This window comes from Listeria innocua (assembly GCF_028596125.1).
GTDB lineage: Bacteria > Bacillota > Bacilli > Lactobacillales > Listeriaceae > Listeria > Listeria innocua.
Genome location: NZ_CP117229.1, coordinates 1,252,756 through 1,275,545 on the forward strand (window position 1 = coordinate 1,252,756; position 22,790 = coordinate 1,275,545).

The 22,790-nt window shown below is 36.0% G+C and carries 28 protein-coding genes and 1 riboswitch; of the genes, 18 read left to right on the forward strand and 10 right to left on the reverse strand.

Translation table 11 applies throughout. The features are described from left to right. The first annotated feature begins 135 nt into the window (after positions 1–135). From rimP to pnp, 11 genes are all read left to right on the forward strand, one after another. Positions 136–603, forward strand: a complete 468-nt coding sequence (rimP, locus tag PQQ29_RS06805; protein ID WP_003762048.1) for a ribosome maturation factor RimP — start codon at positions 136–138, stop codon at positions 601–603. Positions 604–632: 29 nt separating this feature from the next. Further along, positions 633–1,751, forward strand: a complete 1,119-nt coding sequence (nusA, locus tag PQQ29_RS06810) for a transcription termination factor NusA (protein ID WP_003771672.1) — start codon at positions 633–635, stop codon at positions 1,749–1,751. 14 nt (positions 1,752–1,765) lie between these two features. After that, positions 1,766–2,050: an RNase P modulator RnpM gene (rnpM, locus tag PQQ29_RS06815; protein WP_003752263.1), complete on the forward strand. Its 285-nt coding sequence runs from the start codon at positions 1,766–1,768 to the stop codon at positions 2,048–2,050. Beyond that, entirely contained in the window at positions 2,043–2,342 is a 300-nt protein-coding gene (locus tag PQQ29_RS06820; RefSeq protein WP_003762050.1) for a YlxQ family RNA-binding protein, read from the forward strand. The genes rnpM and PQQ29_RS06820 overlap by 8 nt, the downstream gene beginning before the upstream one ends. A 22-nt stretch (positions 2,343–2,364) precedes the next feature. After that, on the forward strand, positions 2,365–4,713 hold the full coding sequence (infB, locus tag PQQ29_RS06825; protein ID WP_010991496.1) for a translation initiation factor IF-2: 2,349 nt from the start codon (positions 2,365–2,367) through the stop codon (positions 4,711–4,713). Further along, positions 4,710–4,988 carry a DUF503 domain-containing protein gene (locus PQQ29_RS06830; protein WP_003762053.1) on the forward strand — a complete coding sequence of 93 codons (279 nt, stop codon included), beginning with the start codon at positions 4,710–4,712 and terminating at the stop codon, positions 4,986–4,988. The genes infB and PQQ29_RS06830 overlap by 4 nt, the downstream gene beginning before the upstream one ends. Before the next feature lie 15 nt (positions 4,989–5,003). Next, positions 5,004–5,348, forward strand: coding sequence for a 30S ribosome-binding factor RbfA (rbfA, locus tag PQQ29_RS06835; RefSeq protein ID WP_010991497.1), 345 nt, complete (start codon positions 5,004–5,006; stop codon positions 5,346–5,348). Between the two features lie 96 nt (positions 5,349–5,444). Then, positions 5,445–6,359 carry a tRNA pseudouridine(55) synthase TruB gene (gene truB / locus PQQ29_RS06840; protein ID WP_010991498.1) on the forward strand — a complete coding sequence of 305 codons (915 nt, stop codon included), beginning with the start codon at positions 5,445–5,447 and terminating at the stop codon, positions 6,357–6,359. Between the two features lie 70 nt (positions 6,360–6,429). Next, on the forward strand, positions 6,430–7,374 hold the full coding sequence (locus tag PQQ29_RS06845) for a bifunctional riboflavin kinase/FAD synthetase (RefSeq protein ID WP_187984107.1): 945 nt from the start codon (positions 6,430–6,432) through the stop codon (positions 7,372–7,374). A 136-nt stretch (positions 7,375–7,510) separates the two neighbouring features. Next, a complete protein-coding gene (gene rpsO / locus PQQ29_RS06850; protein WP_003719603.1) occupies positions 7,511–7,780 on the forward strand; it encodes a 30S ribosomal protein S15 in 270 nt (89 codons plus the stop codon). Between the two features lie 247 nt (positions 7,781–8,027). Next, entirely contained in the window at positions 8,028–10,199 is a 2,172-nt protein-coding gene (pnp, locus tag PQQ29_RS06855; protein WP_003771683.1) for a polyribonucleotide nucleotidyltransferase, read from the forward strand. Positions 10,200–10,240: 41 nt separating this feature from the next. Here pnp and rsgA read toward each other — a convergent pair whose 3' ends face one another. The 3 genes from rsgA to PQQ29_RS06870 form a co-directional block, all read right to left on the reverse strand. Next, the gene (gene rsgA / locus PQQ29_RS06860; RefSeq protein ID WP_010991500.1) at positions 10,241–11,281 is read right to left on the reverse strand and encodes a ribosome small subunit-dependent GTPase A; all 1,041 of its coding nucleotides are present in this window, start codon (positions 11,279–11,281) and stop codon (positions 10,241–10,243) included. Positions 11,282–11,444: 163 nt separating this feature from the next. Then, on the reverse strand, positions 11,445–11,924 hold the full coding sequence (locus tag PQQ29_RS06865; protein ID WP_003762065.1) for an endolytic transglycosylase MltG: 480 nt from the start codon (positions 11,922–11,924) through the stop codon (positions 11,445–11,447). Between the two features lie 27 nt (positions 11,925–11,951). Beyond that, the gene (locus tag PQQ29_RS06870) at positions 11,952–12,308 is read right to left on the reverse strand and encodes a hypothetical protein (protein WP_010991501.1); all 357 of its coding nucleotides are present in this window, start codon (positions 12,306–12,308) and stop codon (positions 11,952–11,954) included. Positions 12,309–12,505: 197 nt separating this feature from the next. Here PQQ29_RS06870 and rpmG point away from each other — a divergent pair, with 197 nt between their 5' ends. The 6 genes from rpmG to PQQ29_RS06900 all read left to right on the forward strand — a co-directional run bounded on the left by rpmG (position 12,506) and on the right by PQQ29_RS06900 (position 17,328). After that, positions 12,506–12,655 carry a 50S ribosomal protein L33 gene (gene rpmG / locus PQQ29_RS06875; RefSeq protein ID WP_003719608.1) on the forward strand — a complete coding sequence of 50 codons (150 nt, stop codon included), beginning with the start codon at positions 12,506–12,508 and terminating at the stop codon, positions 12,653–12,655. A gap of 55 nt (positions 12,656–12,710) precedes the next feature. Continuing rightward, complete coding sequence (locus tag PQQ29_RS06880; protein WP_003771690.1) at positions 12,711–13,250, forward strand: 5-formyltetrahydrofolate cyclo-ligase; 540 nt, start codon at positions 12,711–12,713, stop codon at positions 13,248–13,250. 98 nt (positions 13,251–13,348) lie between these two features. Further along, complete coding sequence (locus PQQ29_RS06885; protein WP_003766750.1) at positions 13,349–14,887, forward strand: rhomboid family intramembrane serine protease; 1,539 nt, start codon at positions 13,349–13,351, stop codon at positions 14,885–14,887. A gap of 12 nt (positions 14,888–14,899) precedes the next feature. Continuing rightward, positions 14,900–15,112 (forward strand): YqgQ family protein, encoded by a 213-nt coding sequence (locus PQQ29_RS06890; RefSeq protein WP_003762076.1) that lies wholly within the window; start codon positions 14,900–14,902, stop codon positions 15,110–15,112. Between the two features lie 24 nt (positions 15,113–15,136). Beyond that, positions 15,137–16,105: an ROK family glucokinase gene (locus tag PQQ29_RS06895; RefSeq protein WP_003762078.1), complete on the forward strand. Its 969-nt coding sequence runs from the start codon at positions 15,137–15,139 to the stop codon at positions 16,103–16,105. 131 nt (positions 16,106–16,236) lie between these two features. Next, positions 16,237–17,328, forward strand: coding sequence for a YqgU-like beta propeller domain-containing protein (locus PQQ29_RS06900; RefSeq protein ID WP_041918384.1), 1,092 nt, complete (start codon positions 16,237–16,239; stop codon positions 17,326–17,328). A 15-nt stretch (positions 17,329–17,343) separates the two neighbouring features. On the opposite strand, the gene PQQ29_RS06905 is transcribed toward PQQ29_RS06900, so the two are convergent. From PQQ29_RS06905 to comGA, 7 genes are read right to left on the reverse strand one after another with little or no spacing between them, the layout of a single operon-like run. Further along, positions 17,344–17,661, reverse strand: coding sequence for a hypothetical protein (locus PQQ29_RS06905; protein ID WP_010991503.1), 318 nt, complete (start codon positions 17,659–17,661; stop codon positions 17,344–17,346). Then, complete coding sequence (gene comGF / locus PQQ29_RS06910; RefSeq protein WP_187984108.1) at positions 17,661–18,122, reverse strand: competence type IV pilus minor pilin ComGF; 462 nt, start codon at positions 18,120–18,122, stop codon at positions 17,661–17,663. Before comGF ends, PQQ29_RS06905 begins: the two co-directional genes overlap by 1 nt. Beyond that, a complete protein-coding gene (comGE, locus tag PQQ29_RS06915; protein WP_187984109.1) occupies positions 18,088–18,369 on the reverse strand; it encodes a competence type IV pilus minor pilin ComGE in 282 nt (93 codons plus the stop codon). The genes comGF and comGE overlap by 35 nt, the downstream gene beginning before the upstream one ends. Next, on the reverse strand, positions 18,362–18,784 hold the full coding sequence (gene comGD / locus PQQ29_RS06920) for a competence type IV pilus minor pilin ComGD (protein ID WP_010991506.1): 423 nt from the start codon (positions 18,782–18,784) through the stop codon (positions 18,362–18,364). Before comGD ends, comGE begins: the two co-directional genes overlap by 8 nt. Further along, positions 18,781–19,104 (reverse strand): competence type IV pilus major pilin ComGC, encoded by a 324-nt coding sequence (comGC, locus tag PQQ29_RS06925; protein ID WP_010991507.1) that lies wholly within the window; start codon positions 19,102–19,104, stop codon positions 18,781–18,783. Before comGC ends, comGD begins: the two co-directional genes overlap by 4 nt. Before the next feature lie 13 nt (positions 19,105–19,117). Further along, on the reverse strand, positions 19,118–20,149 hold the full coding sequence (gene comGB, locus PQQ29_RS06930) for a competence type IV pilus assembly protein ComGB (RefSeq protein ID WP_010991508.1): 1,032 nt from the start codon (positions 20,147–20,149) through the stop codon (positions 19,118–19,120). Beyond that, positions 20,127–21,149: a competence type IV pilus ATPase ComGA gene (gene comGA, locus PQQ29_RS06935; protein ID WP_010991509.1), complete on the reverse strand. Its 1,023-nt coding sequence runs from the start codon at positions 21,147–21,149 to the stop codon at positions 20,127–20,129. Before comGA ends, comGB begins: the two co-directional genes overlap by 23 nt. 365 nt (positions 21,150–21,514) lie before the next feature. Then, positions 21,515–21,606: riboswitch (glycine riboswitch) on the forward strand. Between the two features lie 83 nt (positions 21,607–21,689). On the opposite strand from comGA, the gene gcvT reads away from it, so the two are divergent. Further along, on the forward strand, positions 21,690–22,778 hold the full coding sequence (gene gcvT, locus PQQ29_RS06940) for a glycine cleavage system aminomethyltransferase GcvT (RefSeq protein ID WP_010991510.1): 1,089 nt from the start codon (positions 21,690–21,692) through the stop codon (positions 22,776–22,778). Positions 22,779–22,790: the final 12 nt, after the last annotated feature.

Consider the following 22,790-nt stretch of genomic DNA (forward strand, 5'->3'; position numbering starts at 1 on the left):
TAAGAAATACTACGATAACTCAGCCAAGCGTGGGCCAATGCCCACGCTTTCGTTTTGCAAATCTGTCAAAGAGTCACCTGTGGCAGAAGTAGGGGACGAATTAGCTGGAAAAGCGTATCTCTTAAGGAGGCTGAAATGAGTAAAGTACTAGAACAAGTAGAAGCAATTGTTGCGCCAATCACGGATGAACTTCAATTGGAGCTTGTAGACATTGCGTTTGAAAAAGAAGGTCCAAACTGGTTTTTGCGAATTTTTATTGATAAAGATGGTGGCGTGGACATTGATGAATGCGCAGCTGTAAGTGAAAAAGTTAGCGAAAAAATGGATGAATCTGACCCAATTACACAAAATTACTTTTTGGAAGTTTCATCACCAGGGGCTGAACGTCCGCTGAAGAAAGAGCAAGATTTTGAAAATGCGGTAGGTAAATATGTCCATGTGACTTCTTATGAACCAATTGATGGTCGTAAAATGTGGGAAGGGACGCTTGTTAGTTATGACGGCACGACACTTGTCATTACTATCACAGATAAAACACGCAAAATCACTTGTGAAATTCCAAAAGACAAAGTAGCCAAAGCAAGACTCGCAATTCAATTTTAAAAAGCAAAGAATAAGGAGCTGAATAAAAAATGAGCACAGAATTATTAGATGCTCTTCATGTGTTAGAACATGATAAAGGTATTTCAAGAGAGGTTTTAGTGGAAGCGATTGAAGCTGCTCTTACTTCTGCATATAAACGAAATTTCAAAGATGCACAAAACGTACGCGTAGATTTAAATATGGAAAACGGTTCTATCCGTGTATTAGCTAGAAAAGAAGCGGTAGAGCAAGTATTTGACTCTCGTCTTGAGATTTCGATGGAAGAAGCGCACAAACTGAATCCAGTATACAAACCAGGTGACGTCGTGGAACTTGAAGTAACACCGAAAGATTTTGGACGTATCGCTGCTCAAACAGCGAAACAAGTCGTTACTCAGCGTGTTCGTGAAGCGGAACGTGGCATCATTTATGATGAGTTCATCGACCGTGAAGATGATATTATGACTGGTATTGTTGAACGTCAAGATTCTCGTTTTATCTATGTAAACCTTGGTAAAATCGAAGCCATTTTATCTCAAAACGAACAAATGCCAAACGAAACTTATCATGCACATGACCGCATTAAAGTGTATTTAACAAAAGTAGAAAAGACTACAAAAGGACCACAAATCTTTGTATCCCGTACACATCCGGGCTTACTTAAACGTCTTTTTGAAATGGAAGTACCTGAAATTTATGATGGCGTTGTAGAAATCAAATCAGTTGCTCGTGAAGCTGGAGATCGTTCAAAAATCTCTGTTTACACAGCAAATGAAGAAGTGGACCCAGTTGGTGCATGTGTAGGACCAAAAGGCGCACGTGTCCAAACTATCGTCAATGAACTTAAAGGCGAAAAAATCGATATCGTTGAATGGTCAGAAGATCCTTTCACATTCGTAGCCAATGCTCTTAGCCCTTCAAAAGTGCTAGATGTTATTGTAAACGAAGCAGACCAAGCTACAACCGTTATCGTACCGGATTATCAGTTATCACTTGCAATTGGTAAACGTGGTCAAAATGCCCGTTTAGCAGCGAAATTAACTGGCTGGAAAATCGATATTAAAAGCGAAACAGTTGCAACTGAACTAGGTATCTACCCTCGTAATGACGTAGAAGCACCTGTTGTTGAAGAAGCAGAGAGCGAAACTTTTACAGAAGATGAAGAGTAAAAAGGAGAATTATCATGCGTAATAAAAAAATCCCCCTTCGAAAATGTATTATTACCGGTGAACGCTTGCCAAAAGGCGAACTTCTTCGTATTGCGTATTCGAAAGACGGAGCGCTTACGATAGATCCTACTGGAAAAGCCCCTGGACGTGGTTTTTACATTGTTAAAAATGTAGAAGCTTGTGAAAAAGCGAAAAAGAAAAACGCTATTTTTCATCAACTAAAAATGCCGGAACAAGAGTCCTTTTATGATGAGCTAATTGCTTATGTGAAGACTCTCGAGGAACCAACTAATGGATAAAAAAGCACTTTCCTTATTAGGCCTTGCTAACCGAGCACGTAAAATTACCACTGGTGAAGAATTAGTACTAAAAGCAGTTAGAAATGGGAAAGCGAAACTCGTTCTCATTTCAGAAGATATATCCGAAAAAACCGAGAAAACAATCCGCAACAAGTGTGAATACTACAATGTTGTCGTGAAAAAGGCCGGTACCCGGGAAATGATAGGGGGTGCAATCGGCAAAGATACACGTGCAATAGTTGCAATACTTGATAAAGGATTTGCTAATAAGTTAGCAGAATTACTCGGTTGAATCTTATACGGAGGTGTACGACATGAGTAAAGTTCGTGTATATGAATATGCAAAAGAACATCAAGTATCAAGTAAAAAAGTCATTGAAGCATTAAAAGACTTAGGTATTGAAGTGGCAAACCATATGTCCACTATTAATGAAAATGCGTTAAGACAATTAGATAATGCTATTGATGGTACAAATAAAAAAGCCGAAGCACCCAAGAAAGAAACTACTAGCAACGAAAATGGAAATAGTAAGGGGCCAAACAAACCAAATATGACAAATAGTAATGAAAAGTCGAATAAACCAAATAAACCAGCAGGACAAGCTAATAAACCAGCAACTGCAAACAAAAGCCACGGTGCAAAACCAGCGACAAATAAACCAGCAAACACAAGTAATCAGACACAATCAAGCGGCAATAAGCAACCAGCTGGCGGACAAAAACGCAACAACAATAACAACAGTAATCGTCCAGGCGGCGGCAATCCAAACCGTCCAGGCGGCAACAATCGTCCGAATCGTGGCGGCAATTTTAACAATAAGGGCCGTAACACGAAGAAAAAAGGTAAATTAAACCACAGTACAGTACCTCCAACGCCGCCGAAACCAAAAGAACTTCCTGAAAAAATCGTTTTCAGCGAATCTCTAACAGTAGCGGAATTAGCTAAAAAATTATATAGAGAACCATCTGAACTAATCAAAAAACTATTTATGCTTGGTGTTGTTGCAACAATTAACCAATCATTAGATAAAGATGCAATCGAATTAATTTGTGATGATTACGGTGTGCAAGTAGAAGAAGAAATCAAAGTCGATGTAACAGACTTAGATGTTTACTTTGAAAATGAACTAAATGAAGCTGTTGACGAGTCTAAACTTGTTGAACGCCCACCAGTTGTTACGATTATGGGTCACGTTGACCATGGTAAAACAACTTTACTAGATTCCCTTCGTAATACAAAAGTTACTTTAGGAGAAGCTGGTGGTATCACACAACATATTGGTGCTTATCAACTAGAAATTCACGATAAAAAAATTACTTTCCTAGATACTCCAGGACATGCTGCGTTTACAGCAATGCGTGCTCGTGGTGCGCAAATCACGGATATTACGATTTTAGTTGTAGCAGCAGATGATGGTGTTATGCCACAAACAATTGAAGCAATCAACCACGCGAAAGCTGCGGGAATGCCGATTATTGTTGCTGTTAATAAAATTGATAAACCACAAGCAAATCCAGACCGCGTAATGCAAGAATTAACTGAGTATGAATTAGTTCCAGAAGCTTGGGGCGGCGATACTATTTTCGCACCAATCTCAGCTAAATTTGGTGAAGGTCTTGAGAACTTGTTAGATATGATTTTACTTGTTTCTGAAGTAGAAGAATTAAAAGCAAATCCAGATCGTCGTGCAATTGGTTCTGTTATTGAAGCAGAACTTGATAAAGGCCGTGGTCCAGTTGCGACTTTACTAGTACAAGATGGAACGCTTAATATCGGGGATCCAATCGTTGTAGGGAATACTTTTGGTCGTGTTCGTGCCATGGTTAATGACTTAGGCCGCCGCGTGAAAAAAGTTGGACCTAGTACACCAGTTGAAATCACTGGATTAAATGATGTGCCACAAGCTGGCGATCGCTTCGTTGTTTTTGAAGATGAAAAAACAGCAAGAAACATCGGGGAAACTCGCGCAAGTCGCGCACTTGTAGCTCAACGTTCAGCAACAAACCGCGTAAGTTTAGATAACTTATTTGAACATATGAAAGCTGGCGAAATGAAAGAAGTTAACGTTATTATCAAAGCAGACGTTCAAGGTTCTGTAGAGGCCCTTGCTGCGTCACTTCGCAAAATTGACGTAGAAGGCGTTAACGTTAAAATTATTCATACTGCCGTTGGTGCAATCAATGAATCAGATATTACTCTAGCTGCAGCTTCTAATGCAATTATTATCGGATTTAACGTTCGTCCAACAACACAAGCTCGTGAAGCAGCGGAAAACGAAAGTGTAGATATTCGTTTACACCGTGTTATTTATAAAGCAATTGATGAAATTGAAGCAGCGATGAAAGGTATGCTTGACCCAGAATTCCAAGAAAAAATTATTGGTCAAGCGCAAGTTCGTCAAACAATCAATGTTTCTAAAGTGGGTACAATTGCTGGCTGTTACGTAACAGATGGTAAAATAACTCGTGATAGTGGCGTTCGTATTATCCGTGACGGAATCGTTGTTTTTGAAGGCGAAATTGCAACACTTAAACGCTTTAAAGATGATGCGAAAGAAGTAGCAAAAGGTTACGAATGTGGTATTACAGTTCAAAACTTCAACGATATTAAAGAAGACGATGTAATCGAAGCATACGTTATGGAAGAAATTGAAAGAAAATGATTCAATCAGTTATTAGTGAATTTTTCATGCAGGAACCACAAAACCTCAAAGAAAAACGCGCTATACTGCAACGAATTTTAACGAGAACAAAGCAAAAATTCAATATCTCCATTGCTGAAACAGATTATCAGGATTTATGGCAGCGAACTGAAATTAGCTTTGCTGTTGTATCCGCCTCGCATATCCAAGCTGAAAAAGAAGCTAGAGAAGTACTTGCTTTCCTAGATTCTTTTCCAGAGTGGGAGCGAGCTGAGACAGTAATGGAGAAGTTATAAAAGAGGTGAATACAATTGAACGTACGAGCAAATCGTGTCAGTGAACAAATGAAAAAAGAATTGGGCGATATTTTAAATCGTAAAATCAAAGACCCTCGCTTAGGTTTTGTTACTGTAACGGGAGTAGATGTTACTGGGGACTTACAAGAAGCTAAGGTGTTCATTTCCATTCTTGGTACCGATAAGGAAAAAGAAAATACGTTACTCGCACTTGAGAAAGCGCATGGCTTTATCCGCTCTGAAATCGGTCGCCGTATTCGACTTCGTAAAGTTCCAGAAATGTCTTTTGAAATAGATAATTCCATCGCTTACGGAAATCGAATCGATGAATTGCTTCGTGACTTAAATAACGATCAATAATAAATAAAAGTTTAAGGCAATCCCTTTATCTTCTCATTCAAACGGGATGTAAGTGGAGAATTGTCTTAAACTTTTTTTCTTAGAAGGAGGAGCTAGATGAACGGCATTATCCCACTGTGGAAAGAACGCGGAATGACAAGTCATGATTGCGTTTTTAAATTAAGAAAAATTTTACATACAAAAAAAGTCGGCCATACCGGTACTCTTGATCCAGAAGTGGAAGGCGTTCTCCCAATTTGTATCGGTCGTGCAACAAAATTGGCGGAATATGTGACAGATGAAGGAAAAGTATATGTAGCTGAAATAACATTAGGTAAATCCACAACAACAGAAGATGCCACGGGCGAAACTGTTGCAACGAAGGAATTAGCCGAAATTTCAGCAGAAGAACTTCAAGCTGCCCTTACAAAGCTGACCGGAAAAATCACACAAATTCCACCGATGTTTTCAGCCGTAAAGGTTAACGGTAAGAAGTTGTATGAATATGCAAGAGCAGGAATAGAGGTAGAACGACCATCCAGACAAGTGGATATTTATTCATTAGTCCGTTTAGATGGCGTCAGTCCGCTAACTGAATCAAATCCGACTTTTAAATTAGAAATTTCATGTGGTAAAGGAACATATATCCGCACATTAGCTGTCATGATCGGCGAATTGCTGGGGTATCCAGCCCATATGTCCAAACTAGAACGGACCCGTAGCGGCTTTTTCAAAAAAGAAGATTGTCTAACCCTGGCAGAAATTGATGAAAAGATGCAAGCAAATGATACTGATTTTTTATATCCGCTTGAAAAAGGCATTGAATCAATGGCAAAACTAGAAATAGATGAAGAAATACACGCAAAAGTTTTAAACGGCGTATTATTACCAAAATCTTTATTCCAAACAGTTGAAAACGAACCTCGTGTCGCACTTATTTTTCAAGAGAAATTAACGGCAATTTATAAACCACACCCGGAGAAACAAGATCTCTTTAAACCGGAAAAAGTCATTGAGTTACAACAAGCATAGTAATTGCGACTGCAACTTTCTTATATTATGATATTAGAGGAATTCGAATTTAGAGGAGAAGTGGCAAAAAATGAAGACGATATACTTACATCATCCAATTACAACGGATGAATGGACTGACGTAAAAAAAGTAATGGCACTTGGGTTCTTTGATGGGGTTCATTTAGGTCATCAAGCAGTCATTAAACAAGCGAAACAGATTGCTGAAGAAAAAGGACTTCAAACAGCAGTATTGACGTTCGATCCACACCCATCTGTCGTTTTAAGCAATATTCGGAAACAAGTGAAATATTTAACGCCACTCGAAGATAAAGCAGAAAAAATGGCTAATCTTGGCGTTGATATAATGTATGTAGTTCGCTTTACTACACAGTTTTCGGAGTTATCACCCCGAGCGTTTGTTGATAACTACCTTGTTGCATTAAATGTAAAACATGTTGTAGCTGGTTTCGACTATTCGTATGGAAAAAAAGGCGAAGGAAAAATGACGGAATTAGAAAACTACGCAAATGGTCGTTTTGAAGTAACTATTGTGGATAAACAAACAGCTGCTAGTGATAAAATAAGTTCAACTAACATTCGCCGAGCAATTACAGAAGGCGAACTGGAAGAAGCAAACCAATTACTAGGCTATCCTTATACAACAAAAGGAACCGTTATTCATGGTGATAAACGCGGCAGAACTATTGGATTCCCAACAGCAAATATACTTGTTAATGAAGATTATTTGATTCCAAAGCTTGGTGTCTATGCAGTGAAATTCCGTGTGAACGGTGAAACGCATCTTGGTATGGCGAGCATTGGTTATAACGTTACTTTTAAAGATGACCAAGCATTGTCTATTGAGGTTTATATTCTGGATTTCCACCGCGAAATTTACGGCGAAGAAGCAGAGATTGAATGGTATCAATTTTTCCGCCCAGAACTTAAATTTAATGGGGTAGAAGGTTTGATTGCTCAGTTAGAAAAAGACGAGGAAGATACAAGAGCTTATTTTGCGAATTTAGAAGATTAAACGACTATTTTTGCTTGCTTTTGGAGGCTAAATAGTGTATCTTTAAATCTGTACGAACAGAACCATTACTTGGCTTTTGCGACTCACCGACGCTTGGCTCAGTAATCGGGGATATTTTAGAAGGAGGTGGAAAGAAATGGCTTTAACTCAAGAACGCAAAAATGAAATTATTGCAGAGTACCGTGTCCATGATACAGATACTGGTTCACCAGAAGTACAAATCGCTGTATTAACTGCTGAAATCAATAGCTTAAATGAACACGTTCGCGTACACAAAAAAGATCATCACTCTTACCGTGGATTAATGAAAATGGTAGGTCACCGTCGTAACCTATTAACTTACCTACGTAAAAAAGATGTTCAACGTTACCGCGAACTTATCAAACGTTTAGGTTTACGTCGATAAAAACCAGACGAAAGCGGGATACCAAAAGTTCCCGCTTTTTTTTGAGTATTAACTATACTAAATTTTGGAAAACACGCCGAAGAAATGAAACTTTATCGCATGAATCCAAAAACGTGCTTCAAAAATCGCTATTTTTAGCAGGTTTTTGGATTCATGTGTGCTTTAGAAAATCTAAAGTGTGCGTGAACATTCTTATGCATGGTAAAGTTTCTGGTTCGTGTTTTTCCTAATCAAAGGAGATTAAAATATGTCTGAAAAACAAGTATTTTCAACAGAATGGGCAGGTAAGACATTATCTGTCGAAGTAGGTCAATTAGCAAAACAAGCAAGTGGAGCAGCCTTAATTCGTTACGGCGATACTGTCGTTTTAACAGCTGCAGTTGGTTCAAAAAAACCACGTCCTGGCGACTTTTTCCCATTAACAGTTAACTATGAAGAAAAAATGTATTCCGTGGGTAAAGTTCCCGGTGGATTCTTAAAACGTGAAGGACGTCCAAGTGACCGTGCAACATTAACAGCGCGCCTAATTGACCGTCCAATCCGTCCATTATTTGCAGAAGGTTTCCGTAATGAAGTTCAAATTACTTCTACTGTATTCAGTGTGGATCAAGATTGTTCTCCAGAAATGGCAGCAATGCTTGGATCTTCTGTTGCATTAGTTATTTCTGATATTCCATTTGAAGGCCCAATCGCTGGTGTTGATGTTGGCCGTATTGACGGAAAATACGTTATTAACCCAACTATTGAACAAGCAGAAAAAAGTGATATTAGCTTAACTGTTGCAGGAACTTATGATGCAATCAACATGGTAGAAGCTGGAGCAAAAGAAGTTTCAGAAGAAGCAATGCTTGAAGCAATTATGTTTGGACATGAAGAAATTAAACGCCTTTGTGAATTCCAACAACAAATCATCGCTGCAGTTGGTAAAGAAAAACGCGAAATCGAACTTTTCGTAAGCGATCCTGAACTTGAAGCAGAAGTAAAAGCAGCAAGTGAAGGTAAAATGAAAGCAGCTATCAAAACAGAAGAGAAAAAAGCTCGTGAAGCTGCAATTGAAGAAGTAAAAGAAGAAATTTTAGAAAGCTATAAAGCAAAAGAATTAGAAAATGAAGCAGAAATTCTTGGTGAAGTAGCTCATATTCTTGAAATGATTGAAAAAGACGAAATGCGTCGTTTAATTTCTCAAGATAAAATCCGTCCAGATGGTCGTAAAGTAAACGAAATTCGTCCACTTTCTTCTGAAGTTGGTATGCTTCCACGTGTCCATGGTTCAGGTTTATTCACTCGTGGTCAAACACAAGCTTTAAGCGTATGTACACTAGCGCCGCTTCGTGAACACCAAATCATTGACGGTTTAGGAACAGAAGAATATAAACGATTCATGCACCATTATAACTTCCCGCAATTTAGTGTTGGGGAAACTGGTCCTCGTCGTGCGCCGGGTCGTCGTGAAATCGGTCATGGTGCGTTAGGTGAACGTGCATTACAATATGTTATTCCTTCCGAAGAGGAATTCCCGTACACTATCCGTCTAGTATCAGAAGTTCTTGAATCAAATGGTTCTAGTTCTCAAGCAAGTATTTGTGGATCTACACTTGCTATGCTTGATGCTGGTGTTCCAATTAAAGCACCAGTTGCTGGTATCGCAATGGGTCTTGTAAAACTTGGTGATGACTACACAATCCTTTCTGATATTCAAGGTATGGAAGATCACTTTGGCGATATGGACTTCAAAGTTGCTGGAACAAAAGATGGTATTACAGCACTTCAAATGGACATCAAAATTGATGGCTTAAGTCGTCAAATTTTAGACGAAGCATTAACACAAGCAAAAGAAGGTCGCTTGCATATTCTAGAACACTTAACAAGTACAATTAGCGAACCTCGTGAAGAACTTTCTGCGTATGCTCCAAAAATTATTACGCTTAATATCAAACCAGAAAAAATTAAAGATGTTATTGGACCTGGTGGAAAACAAATCAATGCAATCATTGAAGAAACAGGCGTAAAAATTGATATTGAACAAGATGGTACAGTTTACATTGCTTCACAAGATCAAGCAATGAACCGTAAAGCAATTGCTATCATCGAAGACATCGTTCGTGAAGTAGAAGTTGGAGAAGTTTACACTGGTAAAGTTCGTCGTATCGAAAAATTCGGCGCGTTTGTTGAATTATTCAAAGGTACAGATGGTTTAGTTCATATTTCTGAATTAGCACATGAACGTGTTGGTAAAGTGGAAGACATCTTAAAACTTGGTGATGAAGTAACGGTTAAAGTTATTGAAGTAGACCACCAAGGCCGCGTTAACTTATCACGTAAAGCATTGCTAGAGAAAAAAGAACAACCAGAAGGCGACAAAAAACCTCAAGCAGAGAAAAAATTCTACCCTAAAACAAAAAAGCCTGAGTCTAAATAATAGCAAAAAAGCAAGTAGTTTTTAACTACTTGCTTTTTTTATTATCTTTTTGGTCGTGTTTTTAAATGTGTTCGAAGTGATTTTTGAATCGTTTTCCAGCGATCCCGTTCTTGTCTGGCTAAAGCAGGGCTGTTTTTTCGAGCATGATAAGCCATTTCACGTTGTAATTTCTGCCAATTTTCATAATGTTTTAGCGAAAGCGTCCCATCTGCTAATGATTCCTGAACCGCACAGCCAGGCTCACTTGTATGAGAACAATCGTGAAAACGACAATCTTTACTTAATTCTTCTACGTCAGAAAATGTAGTTTCTAGACCAGCTTGATTTAAACCAATCCCGAATTCACGCATACCAGGCGTATCAATAATAATCCAACCATTAGCAAGCAAGTGCATTTCTCTATGAGTCGTTGTATGCTTTCCTTTACTATCATCCTCGCGAATCTCCGAAGTTTTCATCAGATCCGCTCCTGCAAGACTATTAATAAAGGAGGATTTACCAACCCCGGATGATCCGAGTAAAACGAGGGTGCTATTCGGCTTCAAATCAGCTTCCAGAGCTTCAAAACCACGGTGCGATAAATTATCTACATAATAAGTAGGAACGCCATAAGCGACCGTTTCGAGCTCCATAGTGAAGGGCGTAAGGTCATCAACTAAATCTGCTTTTGTTAAAATGATAATTGGCGTAGCACCACTATCCCAAGCAACCGTTAAATAACGTTCTAGCCTATTTAAATTAAAATCATGGTTCAAACTCATAACAATAAGCGCATAATCAAAATTTGCGGCAATTAATTGTTCCTCTGAATCCTTAGTCATTCGAGAAAAAATTGTTTTCCTTTGTAATACAGATAAAATTTGTTTCTCATTGCTTACTTCGACAAAATCGCCGACAGCTGGCAAATTAGAAGGGGATAATTCGTAAAAATTTCCTCGTTTAAGCGTGGCTAAAAATTCCCCATTTTCCGTTATAACACGATAAAAATCTCTAAATACCGCTGTAACTCTCCCGTATGAAGAAGTAGCAGCAATTTTTTGTTCTTCAAAAAAACTTGTAAAACCATATTTTTCAAGTATCAATTGTTTCGCTCCTTTGTAAGTCGGGAGCATTCTATAGGTAAAATACCCCCGTATTATTTATGAGGTTTTTCATTTTTACATTTTCCATATCTCATCATCCTTTCTTTCTTAAATAATAACAAAAAAAGGAAATAAGTTCTAGACTCATTTCCTTTTTTAATAATTAATCTTTATGTGTCAAGATTTTTGCGATTTTTTCATAATCCATGTCGCTCTTGAGCGTATAACTACCGTCACGAATGTATTTTTCATAATTATTATCTCTTAAGTATTTATCAAACTCTGAAGAACTTTTAACGATACCATTTGCTTCAAGTTCGTCGCCAGCTTTGGAAGAGGGATCTCCTCTAGAAATCGTTAATGTATAGCTTTTTACTTTTTTAGCTTCTTCAGCTTTCTTTTTAGCAGCTTCTTCGGCTTTTTTCTTTGCGTCCGCTTCTGCTTGTTTATCTAATTCTTGTTGAGCTAATAATTTTTCGTATTTGCTTTTCCATGTTTTTGAGTTTTCATCAGAACCAGTTTTTTTTGATGTGACTTTAGTTTCATCTGCTTTGGTCTGAGTTGAGAAAAACTGATTATAAACCAGTAAGACAACGGCAGAAATTAAGAAACCTAGCGCCAACATCCGTAAGTTTTTCTTCACAGATAGGCTCCTCCTTTAAAATTTAAATCAATGTTTTAAATATTCTTCAATGATTTTTTCTACTTCTTCTTTAGGTAGGGATGACTGTTCAGCAATTTCTGAAGTTACGATTCCAGAAGTATAAAGGGTAATCACTTGTTTTTTCATCAATTCGCGAACTTTAGGACTTTCAGGAACTTGCTCAACCTCAACGGTAGGGGCATCCATTTTCATTGCTTTTTCTAATTCAGAGACACGTTGTTTTAATTCAAAGTTTTCTTGCATCCACTGAGCAGCAACATCTTCCAGTTCTTTTTCTAATTGCTTATTATCACCTTTTTGTAAAAATGAAATGACAAACAGCGCAATAGCAGCAATTAATAAGATAATTATGACTGTGGTCATGGGTTTTATAAACACCTCTCTTCCATAAACTCTACTACTAGTTATAGCATAATTTAACATAAAACACCATCCGAAATAAGGTTTTGTAAAGAAAATAAAAAGAAAATGCATAGAGTCCTTGCAACAACTGTGTAAAAATGATATTATTATACAGGTTTAGTAAATAAATTCGTCAGTCGGAGTTGGAGGGAAAAATAATGCGCGTTAATATTACTTTAGAATGCACTGAATGCGGTGATCGTAATTATATCACTACTAAAAATAAGCGTGAAAATCCGGAACGTATTGAATTAAAAAAATATTGTCCAAGATTGCGCCGTGTAACTTTACACCGCGAAACTAAGTAAGCAGCAGGATCTCCATTCTGTTGCTTTTTTTATTATAAAAAAGGGGGAAGTCAAAATGGCAGACAAACACCTTATTCGAGAGAAAGTTTTGCGTAATTTAAACACTATTGATAAAGTAGAACACCGAGAACGTTCTATTAAACTTGCAGAAAAACTATTTCTGTTACCAGAGTGGAATCAAGCAAAAGTAATCGGGATTACACTAGCAAGACATCCAGAGATTGAAACAGAAACAATAATACTTCAAGCGAAAAAAGAAGGAAAGACCGTTTTAATTCCAAAAACTTTTTATCCAAGTAGAAAAATGGAATTTAAAAAAATGGATTCTAGTCATCCGCTTACTAAAACAAAATTTGGTATTTTAGAGCCTCATGAGTTAGCAGAAACAGTCGATAAAGATGCAATTGACTTATTAATAGTTCCGGGAGTTGTTTTTAATAAAGCACATTTTAGAATAGGTTTTGGCGGCGGCTTCTATGATAGATTTTTAGCCGATTTTAAAGGAGAAACAGTCTCTTTGTGTTTATATGAGCAACAAATAGAATTCACTCCAGAAAGCCATGATAAACCTGTTTCTATTCTTATTGAAGGATAGATAAAAATAATTCTATAGAAAATAGAGTGGATTGTTTACAACGCCCCTTTTTTTGCGTATAGTAGTAAATATAATTTGTAATGAAAGCAGGGAATTTTTTGAGCTTCCAAGAACAATATGTCTTCTGGCGCCTAACTAACTATTTCTTGGGTGTTGAAAAATACCGTTTGATCCATCTTCATGAGGAGAAACAAGAACTTTGGTTAGAAAATACCAGCCAGAAAAAAAGACCAGTCATCCGTATTCAGATGAAAGAATTAAGTTGGGCAAATGTGGTGGAACGTGATGTGACCCACACATTACATGTAACTGAAAACCTTCGTAAGCAAATGGGACGCTTAAAATTGCCTCTTGTTAATATATATATAACTCCATTTGAGCCTATGGGTGACATTTCGCCTTTTTTTGGACAAACCATTGCGTCTCCAAACGAAAAAGTGAAATTAGAAAATATATTACTTGCAAACGAGCAGATGCAGGAGCACCTTGAATTACTTATAAAAAAACTAGATGTACCAGAAGAAGCATTTATTCTTCCTAATGAAATAACAAAAGAAATGGTAGCAAAAGAACGCGAACAAGTAATCACTTATATTACTACTAAAGTAAATGAAGAACAAAAAGTAGCCAGAAATTCTAAACCAATTGTCACGTATTCATTTATTGGACTTATAGTTGCAGCATTTCTATGGGTTACCTTCCAAGGTGGCTCAACAGATACTTTTAACTTAATTAAATGGGGCGGTAAATTCAACCCACTTATTTATGCCGGGGAATGGTGGCGCTTTATTTCACCAATTTTTCTCCATAGCGGTCTAATTCATCTTGCATCCAATGCAGTAATGCTCTATATTGTTGGTGCTTGGGCAGAGCGTATTTATGGTAAATGGCGATATATTCTTATACTTCTTTTAGGTGGTATTTGTGGTAACATAGCAAGCTTTGCGTTAAATATGAATTTATCCGTTGGGGCTAGCACGGCAGTTTTTGCTGTAATGGGTGCACTGTTATATTTAGTTGTATTAAAACCAAATCTTTATGCGAAAACAATTGGAACAAGTATTGCTTCCTTAGTAGCGATTAATCTACTGATAGATGTCTTCTCTACGCAAATTGATATTGCTGGCCACATTGGTGGATTAGTTGGCGGATTTTTACTCGCGGGAGCATTATCATTACCGAAACAATTTTTCCATTGGCGTAGACTTGCTTATGGAGTATCCCTTGTTGCAGTAGCTATCCTCTTTTTATATTTTGGTTTCCAAAAAGGGGAACAGCCTTATGATCCTATGCCAGCCAATATAGCAGTTCAACAATATTTGCAAGAACATAACAAAGAAGAAGCTACAAAAATTATAGATAATTTAATTGAAAGCGGAAGTGCTGATGGCTATTCTTATACTTATGCATCATCTATTGCTTTACAAAATAAGCAAATAGATAAGGCAGAAGATATGGCGAACGAAGCAATTAGTCTGGATAATGACATCCCAGAAGCCCATTATTATTTATCTTTTTGTTATAGAGTACAAGGTAATATAGAGGGCGCCCTTAAAGAAGCCGATACTGCTAAACAATTATCCAGTAATCCGTTTTTTGATTCTTATTATGATGAGTTAGAAAAAAGCAAAGAATAAGAGGTTTTTAATGTGAAAACAGTTTATGATGTTGCTCAATTATTACGAAAGCATGGCATAATTGTTTATTTAGGAAAGCGACAATACGACATCGAAATGATGGAATATGAAGTCACAGAACTTTTTAAGCATAATATTTTAGATAGAGAAGTTTTTGCTAGAGCTCGCAGTATATTGAAACAAGAATTAATCAAAGAACAACGAAAAAATAGTAGTTTAAATTAAATTGATTATAAGGAGAACAGCAGAATGAACAAAAAATTAATTGGTGTAGATTTAGGCGGGACAACTGCAAAATTAGCTATTTTAACAAAAGAAGGCGACATTGAAGAAAAATGGACTATCGATACAAATATTGAGGATAAAGGTGCTCATATTGTAAAAGACATCGGTGACTCTATTAATCAAAAATTAACTGACTTACAGCTGGATAATGACATTTTTTACGGTATTGGAATGGGAACTCCAGGAACAGTAAATTACGAAACAGGAACAGTTAAAGGTGCATATAACCTTGGCTGGGCCGAAGAACAAAATGTTAGCGAAGACTTAGAAAAAATTACTGGCTTAAAAATAGAATTAGATAATGATGCGAATGTTGCTGCACTAGGTGAACGCTGGAAAGGTGCTGGTGAAGGTGGTGCGAATGTTGTATTTGTAACACTTGGAACTGGCGTCGGCGGCGGAATCTTTGCAGAAGGTAAAATTCTGCACGGAATTCGTGGCGCAGCAGGTGAAATCGGTCACGTAACAGTTGTTCCAGAAAATGGCTATGATTGTACTTGCGGTAAAAAAGGTTGTTTAGAAACTGTAGCTTCCGCAACTGGTATTGTGCGCGTAGCAAAAGATCTAGCAAAAGAATTTACTGGTGAATCAGCACTTAAAGAAGCCATCAATAAACAAGAAACTATTACTTCTAAATTAATTTTTGAATTAGGTGCAGAAAATGATAAATTAGCAAATGAAACGATTGATAAAATCTCTTTCTATTTGGCTCTAGCACTTAGTCACATCGGCAACATGTTAAATCCTGAAAAAATCATTATCGGCGGGGGAGTTTCAGCAGCAGGAGATCAACTTTTAACACCTGTCAGAAATTATTTTGAGACAATGGTATTTCCAGCAGTTAAAGAATCCACTAAATTATCCATTGCGACAAAAGGGAATGACGCTGGGATAATAGGTGCTGCTTGGTTGGCATTACCAGTTGAAGATTAATAATTTTTATAAGCTACAATAACACTCCATTATTGTAGCTTATCTTACTTAAGATGATCTTTCTATCACTCATTGTTTTAGCTTACTATGAAAAGGGTAAAATTCTAGCATAGAGAGATTGGAGGCCAGAGATGAAAAAATCAAAAGCTTTTTTGCTAATTACCTTGTTAATGGGCTTGGTTTTTATCTCTTTTGGTTGCTCAGAGGAAAAAGAAACGCCAAAAAAGACTGCAAAAGAAGTTCAGGGTGTTCAAATTAAAACAAAAGAATTCCAACGTGTTGTTGGCTGGTTGTCAAAAGATACTGTTTTGTTACAAACCAAAAAACATGGGACAACCTACTTTGAAGAATTAGATATTTATAATGAAAAAAAGCGTGCTATCTTTAATACAAATGAATCTATTTCAGAAGTCCAAATTAGTCCAGATTATCGAAATATTTTGCTTTATTCTGCTGAGTCAGACAAAAAAGCAACCATGCGAATCATTGCCTTAAATGATGGTTCGATAGTGTCGTCCAGAGAAACTAAACCACTAACGACAACTTTCTATTGGAACGATGAATCGCCTGAAAAAATAATGTTTGTGACTTATAGTCCTCAGTGGAATTTTCATATTGAGAACTGGGATTATACAACTAATCAAGTTGATAATGTAGATTTAGTATCTCCGTTTATTTCTTGGTATGGTGATAATTTGGTTATTTCAAATAATAAAGATAAACCAGATGATGAATTAGGAAACTTATATTTACAAGATATTAGAGATAATGCCACTAAAAGTTTAATTGTTGCTAATATAATGCAATTTGCTGTACATGATAATGTTTTGCTTACGATTGAGAAATCTTCGAATGAAAAATTATTGTATGTTTTTAGAACAATAGGTTTTCAAAATTTTTTCTCTTATGATTCAGCACGAGAGTATGATGAGTTAGGAACATTTATCCCGTATTTTGATATAAATTTTGATAAAAATACTTTTTTAACTTTTGTACCTTATAAGAGTCAAAAAATAAGCAGTGGACCACATGAATATAAATTAGTAAAAGTTGATCCGACAAACAAAAAAGAAACGACAGTACTAGAATTAATGGATAATCAACCTATTTTATCGTATGAAACAGGAGACTTAGTTCTCTATGGTTATTTATTTGATAAAGTTATAGATACGAAAACTGGCAAAATGTATAATTTAATCAATACACCAACTAAATCTTTTTAAACAACGAACTCTTGCTTATGGGTTCGTTGTTTTTGTTAGCGTATAACCATTTTCTAGGGTGATGTTGCAGTTAAAGCTAGATAAAGTATCGTCAGTTGATTGACATTTTATTATTGAGCTACCGTATTCTATGTTAAGTTGGTTGGCTAACATCGAATCATCTTTTGCTACTAACAGTGCTAAATTCAACTCTGCAGATGCTAAATAATAGTTTTGAAGTTGTTTTTCATATTGAATTTGAGTCTTAAAAATTGAAGCGCTACCTGTCACAATTAATATTGTAATCAACGCTATAAAAAGTATAAACGGGAGCGTAAATCCATTATTTTTCATTAGAATTCATTCGCTTTCGTCAGAGGGAATTTGGAAGTATAGAACTTATTATTGGAAAAAGTAACTTTTAAAATAAGCTGGTTTTCCTCATTGGTGATTTGCCAATTAGTTACTTTGTGTAATAAAGGCTCATGTCCTTTACCGTTTACTTGCCGTCGTAGAATGTTATTGTATTTTGAATAAGTAACGAGATTATCATTTACTTTGAAAGAGAGTTTTTCTGGATGTACTTGTATATTTGTTGCTTTTTCTAATTCTAACCGAGTTTGTACCAAAAATAATTGCCATTCACTTGTTTGATCTAAATTACTAAGCTGGATAGTTTTATGATAACATTCGAAAAATAATGGAATAAGAGAGCTGATACTTAAAACGATGGTGATCGATAGAATTGTTTCAAGCAAAGTGAAGGCTGATGTGCTCTTTCTATAATGTACATTTTTCAATTTTATTTTTTGCACAAACTTGGATACCTCCTTGATAATAAAAGCTTTTTATTTGCTCATCACTGAAAATAATCGGAACACTTCTATAACGCAATAGCTCGCTGTGTTCGAAAATTTGTTGATATAGTTGACTAATTTCTTTCTGCTGATCTAGCTTTTGAAAAATAGTCATGGAAATAGGCAACAAAAAACTACATACAATAGAGAAAAGCAGTAAAGAAACTATACTTTCTACTAATGAGAATCCATTAACCTTATTCAACACGAAAACGTCCTTTCCCAATTTGGAATATAAGCTTATAATTTTTATTTGTTCCTGAAAGATGAATCGTAGAAAAACGATTGATAGTTCCGTCTAGACTAGAAAAACGATAATTCTCAGTTTTTGTTTGTTGTAAACTTAAAGTAGTTCCAAATGGAATAGTGATAAGTGGTTGATTGTTATAAGTCGCAATGAATTGATTTTCATTAGGAATAAAAGAAATGGTAGTATCTTGTTTTGATGTTATAGCATTTATTTGGGCAAGGTAAATAGCGGCTTTTACTTCCTCTAATAGTTGTTTCTCTGTAAGTGCAGTGATAGTGTTTGCAATTGGATAAATAGTTAGGGTAATCATAGTGAGACTAATGGATATGACGAGTAACATTTCTAGTAAAGTGAAGGCGTTCTTTTTCATTTATTCTCAGAAACATTTCCTGAACTGTCTATTTTAATGCTTTTTCCATTAGGACAAGATTTTTGAGTGGATTTTAAATAACCACCACTAACTAAGTCATTTATTGACGGTATCGAATTTTTGTCTAGCTGGTATGATTGAACTTGTCCTTGAACCATCGAAATAAAAGCCTCGCAACCTTTGTTATTAATAGATTTACTTTGTGTAACGATATTTGGAATGGTTAGAAGTAATAATACGCTGACAACTAAAAGAACGATGAGCATTTCTACTAAGGTAAAGCCTCGATCATCTTTCCAGTCTATTTTGAATTTATACATTAGAACTCCTCCTCTAAATTTGATTTACCATGGAAAACATTGGATATAAAATTGATAAATAAATCGATATGATTAAAACTCCGATAATTATAAAAACAATTGGTTGGATAAATGAAAATAGTTTTTCTGTTTTTTGTAAAACTTTTTGATGGCATAAATTGTAATAGAATAAAAATTCTTCTGCTAAATTACCATTTTTTTCTCCATGTATAGCAATGTAATATAGTTCTTTTTCAAAAATAGGCATTTTTTCTAATGCGTTTGTTAAAGATAAACCGGCTTCAAGTGAAGGAATAATATGCTTGGCTATCGAACGAAAAAAAGCCGGGGAGTCATCTCGCGCAAACAATTGCATAACATGAGAAATAGAAAGGCCGCTTTTTAATAGGTAACCTATTTCTCGTGAAAAATATTGCGAATAATGGATTTTGACGAACTGTTTTATATAAGGGACACGACAATAAAAATAAGCGCGTTCATAAGCTGATTTTTTATTTTGCTTTCTAATAATAAAACCAACAAATAGAAAGAGAGTGAGCAAAATAGCACCTAATATAATCGGCATTTTTTCAAGCAAAAAATAAGTGAAATTAGTGCCAAGTGAACCATTACTTGCAAGTTGCGAAAATAAAAGTTCGAATTTTGGTAAAAGAAATATTCGAAGCAAGAAAAATACTACAATAACTGTTGAAAATAAAACTAGTGGATATTGAAATGTTTTCATTAAGGCGTTTTTTTCTTCAGCTTTTCTTTTCATATGAATGCCTGTTTCTTGGATTGTTTGAATAAAAAAACCATGATTAGAGGCGTAATGAAGTTGAGAACAAATAAACTCTGGAAACTCGCTTTGTCTAAGGGCATAAGAAAAAGAGTTGCCAACTGCAAGGGAAGCGATAATTTGCCTATATCGCTCGCTATGTTTAGGAGTGGTGATGCTTAAATAACTAATAGCTGACTCCAACGAAAAGCCTTTATCAAGTAAACTAGCAATTCTTATTAAAAATTCGCCATCGTCTTTCCAATTAATCCGGTGAAAAAAAGCCATAAGCAACCCCTTTCTGATAAATTGCATCTAATGTATATTTAGGTTTGTTTTGTTGATAACTTGAATTAAAATAAGTTTGTATATCTTTTTTAGTGATTACTTCATAAATAGCTGTTCTTTTTCGCTGTAAATGGCTACAAAGTGGATGGCACTTTGAACCACAATAGACACAATATAAATGGGATAATTGTTGAAAACTAATACCAAGTAAACATTGAGCTAATTCTTCTTTGCTAACGCCAAATTCAAGCAATCTTAATAAAACTCCATAAGTATCACCAGCATGAACAGTGCTAAATACCAAATGACCTGTTAGAGCAGCACGTACTACAATTTTTGCTGTTTCAAAGTCGCGAATTTCTCCAACTATAAGAATATCAGGGTCATGGCGAAGAACAGAACGAACAACGGGGGCATAAGTGATATTAGCTTTTTCATTAATTTCCACTTGGAGAAAACCAGGAGAATAGTGCTCAACAGGATCTTCAATTGTAATTACTTGAAGTTCAGTTTTATTTTCTATAGAGGAAACTAAACTATACATGGAACTTGATTTTCCGCTACCGGTGCTCCCTGAAAAAAGAAACAATCCTGTTTGGTTATTACATAGTTGTAAAATTTGTTTAGCTACCTTAGGAAATAGACAAGACTTTAAAAAAGGGATTGGGTATTTATAGCGAAAAATACGAATTACCATACTTTCGTGAAAGTCTTTATTAGGCATGGTAGAAAGTCTTAAAGCTATTTTTTCAGATTTAGTTTCTTTCTCGTAGCTACCAGATTGAGGCTTTCGTTTTTCGCTTATATCTAGAGCAGCTTGAAATTTGAGAAATGATATTAGCTTTTCTCCAACATCGAAGGAGAGATAGAGAAGTGGCATTAGTGTTCCATTGACCCGGAGACGAAGCAAATAACGGTTCCTTAAAGGGTGGATATGAATATCGCTTGCATTAACCCGAAGTGCTTGAGATGTAATATGATTCATTAGTTTTTGTGGCATAACAACCTCCTTACAAGTCATATTCTACAACTGTGTCTAAAATCCTTTGTTATACGATTTTTCACAAAAACTAAAAAGCGATTTTCTTAGTTAAAAAGAGTCAGATGATAGAAAATGCTTTATTAAAAAATCTTTTTAGTGTATCTCAGCCCATAGAAAAAACTTTTTTCACATTTATTATATTTTCACAATCTTTGTGCATAATGTAACAAGCGTATAATAGATAGATGAAATGAAGATAAAGCCCTTACATTCCGAACGAAGCTATTAAAATAAGAATTTTTTAGGAATAAAACTAATTATTTGCCGAACAATACAACTCGTGATAAGCTATAGAAAAGGCAGATACATAATAGAATTAGCGGGTGAATGTAAACAGAGAGACTGTGAAAAGCAGCGCCGACGGGGAAAGCATAAGTTATGTGAAACTCTCAGGCAAAAGGATGTTTACGGGACGCAACTCTGGAGTCATTTTTATGTCACGACAGGGCTTATGAACTATATAAGCCTTTTTGTTATGTGAAAAAGGAGGATATAATAATGACGGAATTACTTAAAACACCGATTCATCCACTATATGCAAAATATGGTGCGAAAACCATTGATTTTGGCGGATGGGATTTACCAGTACAATTTGCTGGAATAAAAGCAGAACATGAGGCCGTGCGAACTGATGCAGGGTTATTTGACGTGTCCCATATGGGCGAAATTTTGGTGGAAGGTCCTGACAGTACTTCTTATTTACAGTATTTGTTATCTAACGACATAGAGAAAATAAAAATAGGGAAAGCACAATATAATATTATGTGCTATGAAACGGGCGGAACAGTAGATGATTTAGTTGTTTATAAGAAATCAGAAACCGAATACATACTTGTCGTCAATGCGGCAAATACAGAAAAAGATTATGAGTGGATGGTTCAAAATATTGTTGGGGATGTTACAGTTAAAAATGCCTCTTCAGAGTTTGGACAGTTAGCTTTACAGGGACCAAATGCAGAAAAAATCCTTTCTAAATTAACAGATGCGGACTTAAGCTCTATAAGCTTCTTTGGTTTTATAGAAGATGCTGATGTTGCTGGAGTGAAAACAATTATATCGAGAAGTGGATACACTGGAGAAGATGGTTTTGAAATATACATGCAAAGTGCGGATGCTGGAAAAGTATTCGAGGCAATCTTGGCTGAAGGTGTAGCGCCAATCGGTCTTGGAGCTCGTGATACGCTACGTCTAGAAGCAGTTCTTGCACTTTACGGTCAAGAATTGAGTAAAGATATTACTCCACTTGAAGCCGGTCTTAATTTTGCAGTGAAATTAAAAAAAGAAGCAGATTTTATCGGAAAACAAGCACTTATCAAGCAAAAAGAAGCGGGACTAACGAGAAAATTAGTTGGGATTGAATTGATTGAGCGAGGCATACCGCGTCACGACTATCCAGTATTTCTAAATGATAAAGAAATTGGAGTTATCACTTCTGGCACCCAATCTCCAACTCTTGGCACCAATATCGGTTTAGCGTTAATAGATACTGCTTATACTGAATTAGACCAAGAACTAGAAGTCGGAATTCGAAATAAGAAAGTAAAAGCAAAAGTAGTACAAACACCATTTTATAAACGCGCAAAGTAAAAAGGAGGAAAT

What these genes read in the sequence shown, in the direction of transcription:
- rimP (WP_003762048.1), top strand. Translation starts at nt 136, where the DNA reads ATGAGTAAAGTACTAGAACAAGTAGAAGCAATTGTTGCGCCAATCACG.
- nusA (WP_003771672.1), top strand. Translation starts at nt 633, where the DNA reads ATGAGCACAGAATTATTAGATGCTCTTCATGTGTTAGAACATGATAAA.
- rnpM (WP_003752263.1), top strand. Translation starts at nt 1,766, where the DNA reads ATGCGTAATAAAAAAATCCCCCTTCGAAAATGTATTATTACCGGTGAA.
- PQQ29_RS06820 (WP_003762050.1), top strand. Translation starts at nt 2,043, where the DNA reads ATGGATAAAAAAGCACTTTCCTTATTAGGCCTTGCTAACCGAGCACGT.
- infB (WP_010991496.1), top strand. Translation starts at nt 2,365, where the DNA reads ATGAGTAAAGTTCGTGTATATGAATATGCAAAAGAACATCAAGTATCA.
- PQQ29_RS06830 (WP_003762053.1), top strand. Translation starts at nt 4,710, where the DNA reads ATGATTCAATCAGTTATTAGTGAATTTTTCATGCAGGAACCACAAAAC.
- truB (WP_010991498.1), top strand. Translation starts at nt 5,445, where the DNA reads ATGAACGGCATTATCCCACTGTGGAAAGAACGCGGAATGACAAGTCAT.
- PQQ29_RS06845 (WP_187984107.1), top strand. Translation starts at nt 6,430, where the DNA reads ATGAAGACGATATACTTACATCATCCAATTACAACGGATGAATGGACT.
- rpsO (WP_003719603.1), top strand. Translation starts at nt 7,511, where the DNA reads ATGGCTTTAACTCAAGAACGCAAAAATGAAATTATTGCAGAGTACCGT.
- pnp (WP_003771683.1), top strand. Translation starts at nt 8,028, where the DNA reads ATGTCTGAAAAACAAGTATTTTCAACAGAATGGGCAGGTAAGACATTA.
- PQQ29_RS06870 (WP_010991501.1), bottom strand. Translation starts at nt 12,308, where the DNA reads ATGACCACAGTCATAATTATCTTATTAATTGCTGCTATTGCGCTGTTT.
- rpmG (WP_003719608.1), top strand. Translation starts at nt 12,506, where the DNA reads ATGCGCGTTAATATTACTTTAGAATGCACTGAATGCGGTGATCGTAAT.
- PQQ29_RS06880 (WP_003771690.1), top strand. Translation starts at nt 12,711, where the DNA reads ATGGCAGACAAACACCTTATTCGAGAGAAAGTTTTGCGTAATTTAAAC.
- PQQ29_RS06895 (WP_003762078.1), top strand. Translation starts at nt 15,137, where the DNA reads ATGAACAAAAAATTAATTGGTGTAGATTTAGGCGGGACAACTGCAAAA.
- PQQ29_RS06900 (WP_041918384.1), top strand. Translation starts at nt 16,237, where the DNA reads ATGAAAAAATCAAAAGCTTTTTTGCTAATTACCTTGTTAATGGGCTTG.
- PQQ29_RS06905 (WP_010991503.1), bottom strand. Translation starts at nt 17,661, where the DNA reads ATGAAAAATAATGGATTTACGCTCCCGTTTATACTTTTTATAGCGTTG.
- comGD (WP_010991506.1), bottom strand. Translation starts at nt 18,784, where the DNA reads ATGAAAAAGAACGCCTTCACTTTACTAGAAATGTTACTCGTCATATCC.
- comGC (WP_010991507.1), bottom strand. Translation starts at nt 19,104, where the DNA reads ATGTATAAATTCAAAATAGACTGGAAAGATGATCGAGGCTTTACCTTA.
- comGB (WP_010991508.1), bottom strand. Translation starts at nt 20,149, where the DNA reads ATGGCTTTTTTTCACCGGATTAATTGGAAAGACGATGGCGAATTTTTA.
- comGA (WP_010991509.1), bottom strand. Translation starts at nt 21,149, where the DNA reads ATGCCACAAAAACTAATGAATCATATTACATCTCAAGCACTTCGGGTT.
- gcvT (WP_010991510.1), top strand. Translation starts at nt 21,690, where the DNA reads ATGACGGAATTACTTAAAACACCGATTCATCCACTATATGCAAAATAT.